Source organism: Capnocytophaga gingivalis (assembly GCF_002302415.1).
GTDB classification, from domain to species: domain Bacteria; phylum Bacteroidota; class Bacteroidia; order Flavobacteriales; family Flavobacteriaceae; genus Capnocytophaga; species Capnocytophaga gingivalis.
In genome coordinates, this window is sequence record NZ_CP022386.1 from 1,227,918 (window position 1) to 1,244,185 (window position 16,268).

Here is a 16,268-nt window from a genome sequence, read left to right on the forward strand (position 1 = left end):
ACGAATTTATTCCCCCTCTCGGAGGGGGCAAGGGGGAGGTTTATTTTTCAATATATTGATTATTAATTAATTACAAATCTAATTATAACCTAAAAATGACCTGCGAAACTTAAATCATTAATCATTAATAAAGACTCTCACGGTAATAATCCTATTATCAGAGACTTCTTCTACCAAGAAGCGGAAACGATCTATTTCTATCTCTTCATTACGTTCAGGAATGGACTCATGTACGTCCGTCACCAAGCCTCCTAAGGTGTCGTAGTTCTCGCTCTCGGGGAGGGCGAGCTTGTATTTCTCATTGAGGTACTCCACTTCCAAGCGTGCTGAGAACACATACTCCTTGTCCGAGATGGGGAGTTCCTTGGTATGTATTTGGTCGTGCTCGTCCTCTATCTCCCCAAAGAGTTCCTCCACGATGTCCTCAAGGGTCACCAAGCCCGAAGTACCCCCGTATTCGTCAAAGACAATCGCCATACTCTGGTGCTTCTTAATCAGCGTATCCAAGAGCTTGGAGATGTATATCGTCTCGGGAACAAAGGTAATCGGACGCAAAAACTCTCGTATGGTCTTAGGCTTCTTGAAGAGGTCAAAGGCATGTACATAACCGATGATATCATCTATATTCTCCTGATACACAAGGATTTTTGAATAATTCGAACGTACAAAAAGGTCTCTAAGACAGGCCACACTCTCCTGTATACTGATGGCGATGATCTCCGTGCGGGGCTTCATGATATCCCGTGCCTTTACTTGGGAAAAGCCTAAAGCATTTTGGAATATCTGTACCTCACTATCCATCGTCTTATCCTCGGACATGTTCTCTATCTGCTCAGAAATGTAGTTTTCCAATTCTTCCTTGGAAAAGGTCAAACGAGTCACATCGCCTTGGGTGTTGAAAAATACGTGTAGGATATTGTCCGACAACCAAATAACAAAAGCTGTGATCGGGGAAAATATCAAATAAAGCACATAGGTCACCGGCGAGAGGGCTCTAAGTAGCGTATTGGAATATATCTGAAAGAAAACCTTCGGCAGGAACTCTCCTGTGATGACAATCACTAAGGTCGAAATAATCGTCTGCCAGAGTATCCCATGGAAATATTCTGGGAGGTAGCTTAGGATCAACTTGCCCATCTCTATTCCATAGATTACCAAGGTGACATTGTTCCCTACCAACATGGTTGCGATAAACTTGGACGGCTTGCGGGTGAGTTTCTCTAAAATACTCCCGATAACCCCTCCTTGTTTCTTCTCTATCTCCAGTTGTACCTTGTTCGAGGAAACATACGCTATCTCCATCCCTGAGAAATACGCAGAGAAGAAAAGCAATACAAGTATGATAATAATCGATGTTAACAACTTATTTAATGATTAATTTTTAATGTTCAATTTTTAATCTTCTATTCACTGACCTCTGCTCACTGTTCACTGACCTCTGTCACACACCAACATAGGGCGATTTGCAAATCGCCCCTACAGCAGAACGCAAAAACCCTCATGCTAATATGGGGCAACCTCTGTTCACTATTCACTGACCTCTGTCACACACCAGCATAGGGCGATTTGCAAATCGCCCCTACAGCAGAGCGCAAAACCCTTATGCTAATATGGGGTGACCTCTATTCACCGCTCACTGTTCACTGACCTCTGCTCACTGACCTCTGACCTTGAGTCATTGATCATTAATCATTGATCATTGATCATTAATCATTAATCATTAATCATTGATCATTAATCATTGATAGCTACTCCTTCACGGGTATAATTCCTGTGATTTTATGGGCTTTTAGGTGGGTGAATCGCTTATCAAAATCCATACCTATCCCCTTGGTAATAGAGCCCTGTAGGCTGTCTATATACTCAAAAGGTTGCTCGGTGAATACCCAGTCGGTATTGGCTTGCCAGAAGAGCTCTGAGGTCTTGAGCACCTTGCCGTCATAGGTGATAATCTCCACACTATCACGCAGTTGCACCATCTGAGTAGGCAGGTAATAGATGCCATACCGTGCCTTGATGATATTCTCATGTGCCTGCTCATCATAGAGCTTGAGCACCAAGCCCTTAGGAAACTCCGTATAGGGAAACTTCTGAGTGGAAAAATCCTTGTTCAGTGCACTCTCCAGTACCGTCCTTACCTTGGTCGAATCGGTGTAGATAAGGCGGAAATTATACGTCTCCCCATTGGGTATTTTCTCCTGTGAATCTGTGCTTTTCTTAGCCGCCTCTTCACACGAGAAAAACATTGTAAGGACAAGAAGCCCTACAATGTTCTTAAGCAAATATACCTTTATATATGTGTGTATCATAACTGTGGTACCTTAACCGATTGGCCTATCCAACACTTGAAGGTGATAGTCTTCCCTGCCAAGCCTGAACTGAATATATCGGCACGTGAGGGAGCGAGCTTATCATAGTGTGCTGCCAATTTCTCCAAGCCTCCTTTTCTTGCGGTGGAGGCTGCCAGCCAGTATACAGCGCGCTTTTCGAAAACAGTAGTACCACAATCATTCGCCGCAGAGGCATACGCCTGTGCCATCACCTGATAAGCAGAGGCATTGGACGGATTGAAGGACAAGGCTTTCTGTGCATAGCTCACTGCAGTGCTGCCAGAGTATTTGGTAGCTATTTTTACTAAATAGCTTGATTTCCTCAAGGGGTCTTTCTCCAAATCCACCGCTTGGTTGAAGTACTTCACGGCCTCAGTTGTATTCTTTTGTTTTTCCTTTAGGATACCCAAGTATAGCGCAGAAGAAGCCGATGGGGCTAACTGGTTCAAGCGCTCTACGATTTTGACAAATAGCGGATCGGTGGTACACTCCTTGTCGGAGAGCTTGGCTGCTGCACGGCGCAACCACTCGGTGTTGTCCTTGTTAGCATCATATACCTTTTGGTAAAGAGGTACAAGGTTCTTACAATCTGCCAATTGTCCCAAGGAATTATCCACACTCTCGGTGATGTTCTTGAGGTTCTCCACACGAGTACGGGCTACTTGTAGCTGACCTTTTTCCTTATCAGTCAGTGTATTAGCTTCTTCCTTAGGCAAAAGCTCATTCATACGTACTGAGAGCTTGTTGTTCTCATTTTCTATGATTTCAGATACATTGTCATACACATCGAACACCTCTTGTAGGGGTTTCTTATTAGCCTTGTATAGGTCTAAGGCTGTAGCAAAGTACTGATAGATAGCTGTATCATCGGCAAAAGCATCCTTATCCTGCTTATATACCCCGTCCAGAAGGGCAAAAAGCTCCTCTTTGGTACCCTTATTGTGCTCTATGAGTATATATGCCTGATGGATTTGGTTGTTAGCTGCAGAGAACTTTTGTGGAAAATATTGATTATATTTATTATAAAGCTCTTGTAAGTCTTTGATATATTTATCCTTATCCACTCCCTTACTAATCTTATCCCTGAGGATACGCTCCCCATATTGGAAAGTAGACTGGTAGAGTTCAGGGCAATTGTCATAGACAAATTTCCAAGAAGGATAAGCCTCATCATAGTTTTTTAGCTTGGCTGCCTCCACATATACGGAGGCCTTCATAGGACAATCTTGCTTCTGCGCGAAAGCCGTTACTGTCCCCATCAAGAGGAACCCATACAATAATTTCTTTTTCATTTTTCTATTTTTTAAGGGGTTATATCAATTATCAATTATCAATTATCAATTGTCAATTGTCAATTATCAATTATCAATTATTAATCATTAATCATTGTTCATTGTTCATTGTTCATTATTCATTATTCATTATTCATTATTCATTGAGCATTGTTCATTAATCATTAATCATTGTTCATTAATCAATGATTAATGGTATTTTGTTCTCTGGAACCACTTATCGCTAAGGGTAAGGGCTAAGTGTAGGGTAAAATAGTTTTCCTTAAGGAGAGAAGTATCTCCCTTGCGCCCCCAAGTAGCCCCAAAGGAAACATTGGAAAGCCCTTTCATAGGTAGGGTAGCTCCAAAAGTCATGCCATAATCGTTGATAGACTTGTCTCGAAGCACGATTCCTGTGCGCTCGTAGTAGAGCCCAGCACGATAAGTAACTCGTTTCCAGTATTTTGTATATGCTGTATTGTGTGGCAAATAAAATCCTCCTACTGAGAATTTGTACGCATTTTCATAACTTACAAACGAGGAAGTTACAAAAGGATTGGAAAAATTCTGCATTTGTACAAAATTGGCAGTAGCTCCGACAAACCACTCATTAGGGTTGCCCACTCCTGCCGAGATTGCCCATTCGGAGGGCAAAGTCAGGTGAGTACGCCTCAGAGAAGCATCGGTCACCTCTCGACTATCTTTGATGATAAAATTGCCATTATTAGGCAAAAGCGAATAGAGGGTCAGGTTGTTATCCGATCTAAGGGTGGTCTGTGGCTTATAGGAAAGTCCTGTGTTGAAGCTGAGCTTTTCGGTAAGAGCGCGCTCATACTGCACTCCCATGGTAAAGCTGCCGCCACGGTATAGGGACTGACTGTCCTCACGGGTGATGTACGCCAATACAGGTGAACTATAGAGATTGCTCAGGTTGCTACGACCGAAGTTGAACCCGCCGGCCACTCCTATGCGAAGTCCATTTATAACCTGGTAGCCCAAAGCCATATAGGCTTGGTTCACCCCACCACTTCCCTCATAGGAATAGTACTGTTCACGCCCCTGTATCGTCTCTTTCGATAGCAGTCTATACCCTACGGAGGTATACGGACGCAAGCCTACTGAGAAACCTAAGTTCTTATAGATAGGAAACGAAAGGTTCACATAGTCCAATAGGAAAGTACGCTCCGAATAGCTATCACTCTGGGAATGCATACGGCGAATATCATAGGACGAAGCCAAAGAAAATACGGTACGCTTGAGCTTGGCCAAAGACGCCGGATTGCGCACATCCACACTGGTAGAATCCACATAGGCATTCATCCCGCCCATCAGTGCATTCTCAATATTCCCCTCATAACGCCTGTCTCCCAATCCATAATAGGAAAAAGGAGAGTTCGTGCCCTTCTGCCCATAGGCAAAAGAAACCATGAGCAAAGCTAAAATAAGTCTTATCTTCATAAAGATTGATCGTTAATGATGACCGCCTACACCCTTGTTTTGGGCAGACAAGCCGTCATTATTGTTACGAATTGCAAATATCCAACTTTTTTAGCATTTACACAAGAAAAAAGAAAGGTTTCCTTGTTAAACTTTTGTTTATTAAAAAACATGAATTTTAAACCGCTGAAAAACAATAAAATAGAAATTAATGAAAAAATTTTTCGAATTTTTCTTGAAAAACACTTGCAGGAAAGAAAAAAAGTCGTACCTTTGCACCCGAATTAACCAACCATGGTGCCTTAGCTCAGTTGGTAGAGCAAAGGACTGAAAATCCTTGTGTCCCTGGTTCGATTCCTGGAGGCACCACCATTAAAAACTGAAAGACTACTTTTTCTTGAGGAAAAGTAGTTTTTTGTTTATCCCCATCATTGATCATTAATCATTGAACATCAAAATGCGTATCATTCTTTCCGGCGGGGGTACAGGAGGTCACATCTTCCCTGCCATCGCTATAGCCAATGAGCTAAAAAAAAGATTCCCTACGGCCGAGTTCCTTTTTGTGGGTGCTGAGGGGAAAATGGAAATGCAGCGGATACCCCAAGCGGGCTATCCTATCGTGGGGCTACCCATACGTGGGCTACAGCGCAAGGCGAGCCTCTCGACCTTAGCCTTCCCCTTCAAGCTCCTCTCAAGCCTATGGAAGGCCTACCGCATCCTCAAGAAGTTCCGCCCCGATATGGTCATCGGCACCGGTGGCTATGCCTCCGCCCCTACCCTGAAAATAGCACAATGGCTCGGCATCCCTTCTTTTATTCAGGAGCAAAACTCCTACGCTGGGGTCACCAACAAGTGGGTAGCCCGTGGCGCTAAGGGTGTCTTTGTCGCCTATGACCACATGCAGCGCTATTTCCCTCATTCCCCTATCTTCCTCACTGGCAACCCTATCCGTGAAGAGGTAATCGAAATCAAGGACAAAAATCCTGAGGCTTTTGCTTCCTTTTCCCTTGACCCTGATGCCTTCACCCTTGTGGTGATTGGTGGGAGCTTAGGAGCTCGAAAAATCAACGAATTGGTAAAAACACATTTGGACTTTTTCCAAGAGAAAAAGGTACAAATCCTCTGGCAATGTGGCTCTTACTACTTCGAGGAATACCGCCAATACGATAGCCCCCAAGTGCGTGTCCTCCCCTTCGTGGAAGACATGAAAGCCGCCTTTGCCATCGCCGATGTGATTCTCTCCCGCGCAGGAGCCAGTACTGTGAGCGAACTGGCCGTCGTAGGCAAGCCCGTCATCTTCGTACCCTCCCCCAATGTCGCCGAAGATCACCAAACCAAGAATGCCCAAGCGATAGTCGACCAAAACGCTGCCCTACTGCTTCGGGAAGCGGATATTGCCTCGCACTTCGCCCCTATGTTCTCTACACTCTGGAGCGACCCTGCCAAAAGAAAAGAGCTCTCCGATAACTTCAGAAAGCTCGCTCGACCCCACGCTACACAGGAAATCGTAAATATAATGATTAATGAACAATGATTAATGCTCACTTCCATACATTCAGTGTCCTAAATACAATAGACGATAATTCACTAATAAATTATTATGAAAACAATATTTTTCTACCTTTTCTTAATGAGTTTTACTGCCTCTTTTGGACAAAAACAAAGAACGGATCTTCAAGAAGAAAATCTAAAAGGAAAAGTAAAAACAACAATTACTACCTACTATAATGCTGTTCTCAGAGATGGAAAGATAGTACGTGATGGCTACCCAAAATATAGATATTATTCCAAAGAGGTTGTTTATAATAAAGATGGTAACATGCTAAATGTCAAAGAAATAGGAAAAGACGCCTTTGTACAACAATATTATTTCTATGACAAAAAAGGTAGAAAAATAAAGAAACAAGAATCTAAGCATCATGGAGAACCAGAACTTGCTTCCAAGTATAGCTATGTCCAAGGAAAATGCATTGAAAAACTCTATATAATAGGAGAGCTTTATTGCATTGATACTTTCAAGTACAACGCACAGGGTGATCCTATCGAAAAAAGATCTATAGGAGTAGGGCAATATAGGCAAGACTATGACTATAGGGTTAGCCTGAAGTATGATTCTTCCAGAAGATTGATTGTCACCAATTTATCAGAAGAACAACGGATTACCAAATATACTTACAACAAAGAAGGGCATTTAGAAAAAGAAATACTCTCTGAAGATGGTGATTGGATAGAAACTACACTATATAAGTACATTTCTTTTGACTCACAAAAAAACTGGACAGAACGTATTATGTATTTAACAGATGATGCGGGGGTAAGCAAACCTTTTTTTATAGAAACACGCAAACTGACTTACTATGAAAAATAAACAAGCCCTCTCCCTCTAAAAGAGAGAACAATGATCAGTAATTAGCCTATTACTTCGTTCACTGACCCCTGCTCACTGACCTCTGTTCACTGACCTCTGTTCACTGTTCACTGACCTCTGTTCACTGCTCACTGACCCCTGCTGAGTCTCTCTATTTCTCTTTTGACTACCGCCAAGTCCTCCTGATAGGTCATACCGAACCATACAGCATCGGTAGGCACTACCTCCACTACATAGCCCTGTGCCATGGCATGGCTCACCAAGGTAGGTATGTAGAACTCCGCCTTGGGATCGTCCTTGTACTGAGCGATAAAGTCCTGAAAGAGAGGTACTCCCATTTCGAATATATCAGGGGTAAAGCCCCAGAAGTTCATCGATACGAAGCTCGAGAGGGCAAAGCGCTCTCCTGTACGTTCGTCGGTAGCTTCATCATCACTTGTTTTAAGGAGCTTGGTGCGCTCTTCTATGCTAAGGAGGTGGTTGTCAGCACTTACCGTACAGATACCACGGGATACCGTACCATTCTCACTTAGGGTATTGCCCAAGCGATAGCCTGCCGAGTAGAACGTCTTTTCCTTGCCTGTACGCAAGGCTTCTGCCATCATCTGGAAAGAATGACGCCCGTAGAAGTCGTCCGCATTGATGATAAGAAAAGGAGTATCTACAAGCTCCTTAAGGCATAGCAAGGCATGTCCTGTCCCCCATGGCTTCTTACGTTCCACAGGGTTATGCTTGTCCTGACATACAAAGGCAAGCTTCTCGGAAGGAAACTTCTTCTCAAGGTGTGTTCTTAGTGCCTCCTCTATCTCACTACGTACAATCAGTACTACTTGGTCAAAACCTGCCGCAAAGGCATCTTGTATAGAGTAATCCAAGAGAATGGAGTCTCCATGTATGGGCACGATTTGTTTATCTGCCCCAAAACGCGACCCCAAACCGGCCGCAAGTATCGCTAAGGTTATCTTCATCAATAATAATGGTTAATGGTTAATGAACAATGAGTAATGAGCAATGATTAATGGTTAATGATTAATGAGCAATGAGTAGTTAAGGAATTAATCATTATTGGCATTGATCATTAATCATTAAATAAAAAACTTTCTAAAGCTAATCTGTAACTCTCCATACCAAAGCCTACAATTACCCCTTTGGCTACCGCAGCTATATAAGAGTGGTGGCGGAAGGCTTCACGGGCAAAGGTATTGGAGATATGTACCTCCACCACAGGGGTGGTGATGGCACGTATGGCATCGTGTAGCGCCACGGAGGTGTGGGTATAGGCTCCTGCATTCAGGATAATGCCGTCATAGCTAAAGCCCACCTCATGGAGCTTGTCCAAAAGAGCCCCCTCGTGGTTGGACTGGAAATAGCTTAGCTCCAACTGGGGGTAAGCCTGCTGAAGGGTGGCAAAGTATGCCTCAAAGCTATCTGCTCCATATACACTGGGCTCACGCTGCCCCAAGAGGTTCAGGTTAGGCCCGTTGATAATAATCACTCGCATAGGCTATTCGTTCATATGTGGGAGCACTTCTTTGCCAATTTCGTCCAAGACTTCTGCCATAGGACGCGAACAAAACTTGGCAATGAAGATTGTATGGTTTACTCCCATAAATTTAAGGGTTTGTAACAAGTCAATCAGATAGTTACGACCTAATCTGAAGCCCAATTCTATATTGATAGGCTCCGCTGATGGATCCTCCAGAAGGTCTATATATAGGGGTTGTATATAGGGCTTATCCACCTGGTTGTGCTTCTTGAGGGCTTCTTTCCAGTTCTGTATGATATTCTTGGTATAGGCGAACTCACGAGGGTAGTATATCCAGCCATCGCCATTTTGGGCGATCCAGTCGAGGTTGATTCCTCCAGCATGTCCAGTGATATACATCGGGATACGCTTGTTCACAGGCTTAGGAATCACATCTGCCTCGCCCTGCATCTTCCCGAAAGAGGTATCATAGTGTGGAAAGTCATCCTTCCAAAAAGTACGTATGGTCTCTATCTGTCGCATGAAGTCTATACTACGGTTCTCATACGGCTTATTGAAAGCTGGGTACTCTATAGCTCGGTCTCCTGAGGCTACCCCCAGGTGCAAGCGCCCAGGAAAAAGCCTATCTATACTGGCTGCTGCTTTGGCAAAGTGGATCGGGTGGCGTAGAGGCAATACCATACTGGCAGTACCAAGCTTGATACTCTGGGTCAAGGTCGCAATATGTGCCATATAGATCCACGGATCGTAGATCTGCCCTACATCACGGAAATTAGGATCAAAAAGAGGTACATCCCTCACCCAAAGAGTATCAAACCCTAAGGACTCCGCCTGCTGAGCCAGCCTAATCTGTTCTTCTTTATTCATCTGAGGTATTGGCCCCTCAAAAGCCTCTATAGGGAACAACACCCCCATGGTAAGTTTGTCCGTTGCTATCATCTTGAATTTTGAGTTTTGAATTTTGAGTTTTTAGTTATTTAGGATTAAAGGGGTTAGTTCTTTAGTATTAAAAGGGTTAGTTCTTTAGTATTAAAGAATTATACGGTTTTAGCTCCTGCTCACTGTTCACTGACCTCTGCTCACTGCTCACTGACCCTGAGGTTGCAAAGTTACAATAATTTATTTATAAAAAACTATTTACTCAACAAAATATCCGCTGTGCCTCCCTGAAAGTATTCGTATGTGCCTCGAGGATAATCGAGAGCTTAGGCGAATACCCGCCTCCCATGCTGCATTGTACCGGTATGCCTCGCTTTTGGCATTCTTCGAAAACAAACCTATCCCGCTGAGCACAGCCCTCTAGGGTAAGGCTAAGCAAGCCAAAACGATCACTCTCTAGTACATCTACTCCCGATTGGTAGAAGACAAAATCCGGCCGATGCCGCTCAAAGAGCGCAGGAAGGGTCGCCTTCAGCAGGGACAAATACTCCTTATCTGTAACCCCCTTGGGGAGCTCTATATCGTTGTCCGACTGCTCTTTGACAAAGGGATAATTCCCCTTGGCATGCATAGAGAAGGTAAAGACTTCCTCCCGATGGGCAAAGATCTCCGCAGTGCCATTGCCCTGGTGTACATCCAAGTCGACAATCAGGATACGCTTAGCACGGCCTGTCTTAAGCAGATAAGCAGCCGCCACGGCTTGGTCGTTGAGCATACAAAAGCCCTCTCCCCTATCCGAGTAGGCGTGGTGTGTGCCTCCGGCTATATTGAAGGCTACACCTTCCTCCAAGGCGTAGTGTGCCCCATCTATAGTACCTTGCACCAGGGTTAGCTCCCGTGCTACGAGCTGTGGACTCTGCACAAAGCCGATGCGGATACGAGTACGTTCGGGCAAGTGTAGCCCCACGAATGCCTCCACATACCCCCGATCGTGCGCCAAGGAAGCATCTGCTATACTGACCTTAGCAGGGGCAAAAAAATCCTCCACCTCAGCAACCCCTTCCCACAGCAACTGCTCATGCAAAAGTGCGTACTTCTCCATAGGGAAACGATGGTTCTCAGGCACAGGATGCGTGTATATAGGATCAAATGCTATTTTCAGAATTATAGAATTTAAGGGTTATAGGGTTATAGAATTTTTAGAATTATAAGACACAATAAATAACATCTCTACGGGAGTATTGACTGCTCACTCTTCATTCTTCACTCTTCATTCTTCATTCTTCACTCTTCACTCTCAAAGCTGCCATATAGAATCCATCATACCCTTGGGTAGCGGATATCTTGTGTTGTTCCACCAGTGTAAAGCGCTTACCTGCCTCACTGGCGAGGAAGTGCTGCACTTGCTGCTCGTTCTCAGAGGGGAGTATGGAGCAGGTGGCATAGACCAAGCTACCTCCTTCCTTGACAAGCAGACTGTATTGAGCAAGCAACTGCGCTTGTGTCTTTCGTATCTCCTCCAAGAACTCAGGGGTGAGCTTCCACTTGGTATCTGGGTTGCGGCGCAGTACGCCCAAGCCCGAACAAGGAGCATCGATAAGCACCCTATCGAAAGTGCCTCGCTGGCGCTTAAGGTACTTAGCCTCTATCAGACGTGCTTCTATATTGTAAGCTCCATTGCGCTTTGCCCTGCGAGAGAGTTCGTCGAGCTTCTGTGGGTATATGTCCATAGCTACGATCTTACCCTTGCCCCCCATCAGCGCTGCCAAGTGAAGGGTTTTTCCCCCTGCCCCAGCACAGCAATCGGCTACCTTCAAGCTGCCTTGTGAGGGATTCCACGCACCTAAGAGCAAAGGAGCCACCCGCTGTGACGAGGCATCTTGTAGCTCAAAAAGCCCCTGCTTGAAAGCCTCCGAGAGGAATACATTGGCACGCTTTTTCAGCTGAAGTGCATCGGGGTTGCCCTCCAAGGGCTCTGTTTCATAGCCTTCCTTAGCCAGCTGTGTACGTAGGGCTTCCCTATCTATCTTGAGGGTATTGACTCTAAGTACCACAGCTGCCTGTTGGTTCAGGGCATGAAGCTCCTCACCCCATGCCTCCTCTCCAAGCTCTGCCACCCCAAGAGCATCTAACCAATCAGGAACAGACTCCCGAAGGGCTCGCACACGGGAAAGCTCATCAAAGCGCCCCTTGATACGGCGCTCTGGTGTACCTTCGAAATACCACTCAGGCAAGGTAATGCCACGAAGCACTGCCCATACGGCAAAAACCCGACGGCTGCTCTGCACTGTAAAAGGTGCCTTCTCCTGTGCTATCTCTGTATAAAGTCGCTTATAGCGCACCAGCTCATAGAGCGTCTCGGCGATAAAAGCCCTATCCTTGCTCCCCCAGCGCTTATCACGCTTGAGCAGCCGCTCAATGACCTTGTCGGCATACAAGCCGTCATTATTGATTTGCATAAAGCCGTCTACTACGGCATCTACTAAGTTTCGGTGTAGTCGCATGTTTCTTTCTCTTCTGTGGCAAAAGTACGTTTTTTTTTCTATTAACAATTAACAATTAACAATTGATAATTGATAATTAATATCGTATCTTTGCCCCCTATTTCAGTCAGCAGTGACTGAACTGTCACCTAATTTAAATAAAATGTTTCAACAAATCCTTTCCTTTTGCCTTCCTGCGGTAATTGTTGCCGTATTGGCTTATTTTTTCTTTCAATTGTACTTCAAGAACGAAGACAAAAAGCGCAATTACCAACTCCTCAAGGACTTACAGCGAGAAGCACTTCCCTTGCGCTTGCAGGCGTATGAGCGCTTAGTACTCCTTTTAGACCGCACCAGCCCTCAGAAGCTCGCCCTAAGAGTAGCCCCCGCTACTGCGGACAAGCAGGCGTATGAGTTGCTCCTTATAGAGCATATCAATGCTGAGTTCGAACACAACATTACCCAGCAGATTTTCGTCAGCGAAAACCTCTGGAATGTCATCCTCATTAGCAAAAATGCTACCTTGCAGATCATCCACCGTATCGCCACCGATACCAATATCCCGGATGCACAAAAACTCCGCGAGGCGATCATCACGGAGTTTACGAACAAACCTGCTCCTTCAACCAATGCTATCTCTCACTTAGTCAACGAGATAAACACTTTCATAGGGAAATAACACTATACATTGTCCACCGCTTCTACGGTGAGCTTGTCATCCTTGAGCTGCTCCCTCAGTAGGCCTTCTATCCCCTGCTTGAGGGTAATGCGCGAGGAAGGACAACCATTGCATGCCCCTTGGAGAACAACCTTCACTTTGTGGGTCTCTTTGTCATAGCTGACAAACTCTATATTTCCTCCATCGCTTGAGACAGCAGGGCGGATATATTGGTCTAAGAGGGCTACTATTTTCTTACTATAAATATCTCCTAAGCGAGGCAATCCCTTCGGGCGATCTTCCTCACTGACAGCCACTTTCACCACTGTTTTACCTTCCATAAGGTACTGGCGGAGGAACTCTCGTGTCTCCATCATCACCTCCTCCCAAGGGGTGCTGCGGGGTAGGCGTGTGATGGATACATAGTTGGCGTCAAAGAATACAGATTTGACAAAGTCAAAACCAAACAAAGCCTGCGCCAAGGGAGAATTCTCCGCCTCTTCTATCGTTTTGAACTCATACGGACGACTTACCAGCTTCTTATTGGCTACAAACTTCATCGCCATAGGGTTCGGCGTACTCTCCACATAGATAGTCACCGGAATACGCTTAGGTGCCGCTTCCTGGGTTTCCTCTCCAGGGACATACACCAAGGCTTCCCCTTGGCTAAGGGCTGTCTCTATCTGTCCTACAAGCTCTGGAGCAACTTCCTCCCAGCGGATATTACCGGTGGATTGCAGCGCAATAAAGTTTGCCGAAAAGTATACTGTATTGATAAAGGGCAAGCGCAATAGCTCACCTGCCAAGGGAGAATCCTGCGTATTATCCCCCTTGCTATATTGGTAGTTCCCCTTGACCAACACCACTGGTGCTTCTAACTGAACAATGGTAGGGTCTGCTGTGTATTTTATTTGTAACTTCATAAATATCTGTATGTTATATACTATCTATTTGCTATATTATAGTTCATTGGATTCTATGATAACCACTGCTTTTTGTATCAATAGGTTGTTAGGCAAGGAGATACGCTCTCCTGAAGCTGTCTTGAGCAGGGTATAGAAGGAGCTGATATCCTTGATTTCTGCCTCTATAGGGCATTCTTTGTCCAAAATACGAATTTTGTCCCCTATCTTGAAGGGGAAAGAGAAGAAAAGAATGATCCCCGCAGTGACATTGCTCAGTATAGACCATTGGGCAAAGAATGCCACTCCTATCACCGTAAGAATAGAGGAGATAAAGAGGAATATCTGGTCAGGCTTCACCCCCCAGATGGAGATAATCACCACTGCCGCCAAAAGTCCTAATAGGAAATCAATGTATTTTCTAACCAATTGCACCCGTGCCTTGGTGAACTGTGTCTTCTGACCAAAACGATTCACGATAGAATCCGTAAAATACTTTAAAATAAAAAATACCAACAACGCTACTCCTGTTGCGATAATCTGCGGGTATCTCTCTAATACAAAATCAAATATCATAAACTATATATAAAAGAGTTCAGGCTGCAAATATACAACTTTTTTTAATGATTAATGTTCAATGATTAATGTTCAATGATTAATGTTCAATGTTCAATGATTAATGATTACTCCTCTGACCTCTGTTCACTGTTCACTGACCCCTGCTCACTGTTCACTGACCCCTGTTCACTGATTACTGCTCACTGATTACTGCTCACTGCTCACTGACCCTTGTTCACTGACCCCTGCTCACTGTTCACTGCTCACTGTTCACTGCTTACTGTTCACTGCTTACTGATTATCAATATATTAAAAAATATTTTCTTTCGATTGAAAAAAATATTTTGATTATTTAAAAAAAAGAAGTAATTTTGTCAGACATACTACGCAAAAAAAAGAACTGTTATTTTACAATACTTTTTAGATTATGAAGACCGAATTTATTTCCGCTAAGAGAGTTATTATCCTGCTCTTAGCTACACTTTTCTCTGGCTCTATGCTCCTGTGGCTTCCCTATGAAGCTCAGACAAATAGAGGGATAGCTCTCTTGATATTAGTGGCTATTCTTTGGCTTACCGAGGTGATTCCTATCACCATCACGGCGCTGGCAGTACCTATCCTCTCCATTTTCTTAGGACTGGTAGAAACCAAGCCTGCTTTGCAACACTTTGCCAATCCGACCATCTTTCTCTTCTTTGGAGGATTTGCCTTGGCGACCTCACTGAGTGTCAATGGATTGGACAGATATATAGCTCATAAAGTGCTATCCTTAGCACGGGGTAACCTTTTAGTAGCCATATTGCTACTTTTCCTTGTTACAGCCTTGCTCTCCATGGGTATTAGCAATACCGCTACTGCGGCTATGATGATTCCCTTGGGTGTGGGCTTGCTTAAGGGGTTGCCTTATGAGGAAAACAAAAAAGCGTATTGGTTTGTTATTCTGGGGATTACCTATTCTTCCAGTATAGGAGGGATGGGTACCTTGGTAGGTAGTCCACCGAATGCCATCGTCTCCTCAAACCTTCATATCACTTTCCAAGAGTGGCTATGGTACGGAATGCCTATTGTGGCAGGACTTCTGCCTCTGACTATTATCTTTCTTTACATCTTCTTCCGCCCCAATCTCAAGGACGCTATTATCTCTCCCAAAGGAGAACAGACACATCAGGTAGCAACAACCTTAGGAAAAAAACAGTGGGCAGCGATTGTTATATTCGTCCTTACGGCACTCTTCTGGGTGTTCTCCACTCAGATCAACCCAGTTCTCGCAGGCTTGTTTGGCTTGGAGAAAATAGCCGATTTCGATAGTGTAATCGCCATGACTGCGGCTATCTTGGTCTGCGTGTTCAACGTGGTAAGCTGGAAACAAATCCAAGAGAATACCGACTGGGGAGTACTGATGCTCTTCGGGGGCGGACTTACCCTAAGCGCGGTGCTCACCTCCTCCGGAGCCAGCAAGGCGATGGTGGATTCCATCGTGGAGCTGATACGTTCGCAGAACTATTTCATAATAGGATTGTTAGTATCAACTTTCATCGTATTTCTCACCGAGTTCACCTCCAACACTGCCTCTGCGGCGCTTCTGGTACCTATATTTATTTCCATCGCCGAGCAGTTAGGGGTAAATCCTACGGGCTTGGCCATGATCATCGGGATAGGGGCTTCTTGTGCCTTTATGCTCCCTGTGGCTACTCCACCTAATGCCATTGCCTTTGGTACGGGATTGCTCCCACAGCGCGTCATGCTCAAGGCTGGTTTCTGGCTTAATATTATTAGCATCCTCTTTATCTCCGTAGTAGGATACTATTTTTGGAATAAGTAAGCAGAGGTGATAAAAAATTAATCACTAATCATTGAAAATTGACAATTATTTTTGTATCTTTGCGCACGCAAAAA

At 44.6% G+C, this 16,268-nt stretch carries 16 protein-coding genes and 1 tRNA gene; 6 read left to right on the plus strand and 11 right to left on the minus strand.

Features of this window, described 5'->3' with window-relative positions; genetic code table 11:
• Positions 1 to 117: 117 nt before the first annotated feature.
• From CGC50_RS05665 to CGC50_RS05685, 4 genes are all read right to left on the minus strand, one after another.
• Positions 118 to 1,362: a hemolysin family protein gene (locus tag CGC50_RS05665; protein ID WP_095910043.1), complete on the minus strand. Its 1,245-nt coding sequence runs from the start codon at positions 1,360 to 1,362 to the stop codon at positions 118 to 120.
• 386 nt (positions 1,363 to 1,748) lie between these two features.
• The gene (lptC, locus tag CGC50_RS05670; RefSeq protein ID WP_198541643.1) at positions 1,749 to 2,309 is read right to left on the minus strand and encodes an LPS export ABC transporter periplasmic protein LptC; all 561 of its coding nucleotides are present in this window, start codon (positions 2,307 to 2,309) and stop codon (positions 1,749 to 1,751) included.
• Positions 2,306 to 3,622: a tetratricopeptide repeat protein gene (locus CGC50_RS05675; protein ID WP_095910044.1), complete on the minus strand. Its 1,317-nt coding sequence runs from the start codon at positions 3,620 to 3,622 to the stop codon at positions 2,306 to 2,308. Before CGC50_RS05675 ends, lptC begins: the two co-directional genes overlap by 4 nt.
• Before the next feature lie 189 nt (positions 3,623 to 3,811).
• Positions 3,812 to 5,059, minus strand: coding sequence for a porin family protein (locus CGC50_RS05685; RefSeq protein ID WP_095910046.1), 1,248 nt, complete (start codon positions 5,057 to 5,059; stop codon positions 3,812 to 3,814).
• Positions 5,060 to 5,074: 15 nt separating this feature from the next.
• On the opposite strand from CGC50_RS05685, the gene CGC50_RS05690 reads away from it, so the two are divergent.
• The 4 genes from CGC50_RS05690 to CGC50_RS05705 all read left to right on the plus strand — a co-directional run bounded on the left by CGC50_RS05690 (position 5,075) and on the right by CGC50_RS05705 (position 7,406).
• Complete coding sequence (locus CGC50_RS05690) at positions 5,075 to 5,326, plus strand: hypothetical protein (protein ID WP_095910047.1); 252 nt, start codon at positions 5,075 to 5,077, stop codon at positions 5,324 to 5,326.
• A gap of 8 nt (positions 5,327 to 5,334) precedes the next feature.
• A tRNA-Phe gene (locus CGC50_RS05695) sits at positions 5,335 to 5,410 on the plus strand.
• An 85-nt stretch (positions 5,411 to 5,495) separates the two neighbouring features.
• Complete coding sequence (gene murG / locus CGC50_RS05700) at positions 5,496 to 6,572, plus strand: undecaprenyldiphospho-muramoylpentapeptide beta-N-acetylglucosaminyltransferase (protein WP_095910048.1); 1,077 nt, start codon at positions 5,496 to 5,498, stop codon at positions 6,570 to 6,572.
• Between the two features lie 66 nt (positions 6,573 to 6,638).
• The gene (locus CGC50_RS05705) at positions 6,639 to 7,406 is read left to right on the plus strand and encodes a hypothetical protein (protein WP_002667486.1); all 768 of its coding nucleotides are present in this window, start codon (positions 6,639 to 6,641) and stop codon (positions 7,404 to 7,406) included.
• A gap of 128 nt (positions 7,407 to 7,534) precedes the next feature.
• Here CGC50_RS05705 and CGC50_RS05710 read toward each other — a convergent pair whose 3' ends face one another.
• The 5 genes from CGC50_RS05710 to CGC50_RS05730 form a co-directional block, all read right to left on the minus strand.
• Positions 7,535 to 8,374, minus strand: a complete 840-nt coding sequence (locus CGC50_RS05710) for a nucleotidyltransferase family protein (RefSeq protein WP_095910049.1) — start codon at positions 8,372 to 8,374, stop codon at positions 7,535 to 7,537.
• A gap of 110 nt (positions 8,375 to 8,484) precedes the next feature.
• Positions 8,485 to 8,907 carry a type II 3-dehydroquinate dehydratase gene (gene aroQ / locus CGC50_RS05715; RefSeq protein WP_002667310.1) on the minus strand — a complete coding sequence of 141 codons (423 nt, stop codon included), beginning with the start codon at positions 8,905 to 8,907 and terminating at the stop codon, positions 8,485 to 8,487.
• A gap of 3 nt (positions 8,908 to 8,910) precedes the next feature.
• Positions 8,911 to 9,831 (minus strand): LLM class oxidoreductase, encoded by a 921-nt coding sequence (locus CGC50_RS05720; protein ID WP_095910050.1) that lies wholly within the window; start codon positions 9,829 to 9,831, stop codon positions 8,911 to 8,913.
• Between the two features lie 202 nt (positions 9,832 to 10,033).
• On the minus strand, positions 10,034 to 10,897 hold the full coding sequence (locus CGC50_RS05725; RefSeq protein ID WP_394363707.1) for a histone deacetylase family protein: 864 nt from the start codon (positions 10,895 to 10,897) through the stop codon (positions 10,034 to 10,036).
• 151 nt (positions 10,898 to 11,048) lie between these two features.
• On the minus strand, positions 11,049 to 12,275 hold the full coding sequence (locus tag CGC50_RS05730; protein ID WP_095910052.1) for an RsmB/NOP family class I SAM-dependent RNA methyltransferase: 1,227 nt from the start codon (positions 12,273 to 12,275) through the stop codon (positions 11,049 to 11,051).
• 142 nt (positions 12,276 to 12,417) lie between these two features.
• Between CGC50_RS05730 and CGC50_RS05735 the strand changes: the two genes are divergently transcribed.
• Positions 12,418 to 12,933 carry a DUF7935 family protein gene (locus tag CGC50_RS05735; protein WP_002667580.1) on the plus strand — a complete coding sequence of 172 codons (516 nt, stop codon included), beginning with the start codon at positions 12,418 to 12,420 and terminating at the stop codon, positions 12,931 to 12,933.
• Between the two features lie 2 nt (positions 12,934 to 12,935).
• Here CGC50_RS05735 and CGC50_RS05740 read toward each other — a convergent pair whose 3' ends face one another.
• Together CGC50_RS05740 and CGC50_RS05745 are read right to left on the minus strand one after the other, a co-directional pair.
• Positions 12,936 to 13,835: a NifU N-terminal domain-containing protein gene (locus CGC50_RS05740; RefSeq protein ID WP_095910053.1), complete on the minus strand. Its 900-nt coding sequence runs from the start codon at positions 13,833 to 13,835 to the stop codon at positions 12,936 to 12,938.
• A gap of 36 nt (positions 13,836 to 13,871) precedes the next feature.
• Positions 13,872 to 14,390, minus strand: coding sequence for a mechanosensitive ion channel domain-containing protein (locus CGC50_RS05745; RefSeq protein ID WP_095910054.1), 519 nt, complete (start codon positions 14,388 to 14,390; stop codon positions 13,872 to 13,874).
• 409 nt (positions 14,391 to 14,799) lie between these two features.
• Here CGC50_RS05745 and CGC50_RS05750 point away from each other — a divergent pair, with 409 nt between their 5' ends.
• Entirely contained in the window at positions 14,800 to 16,194 is a 1,395-nt protein-coding gene (locus CGC50_RS05750) for an SLC13 family permease (protein WP_095910055.1), read from the plus strand.
• The last annotated feature ends 74 nt before the right edge of the window (positions 16,195 to 16,268 follow it).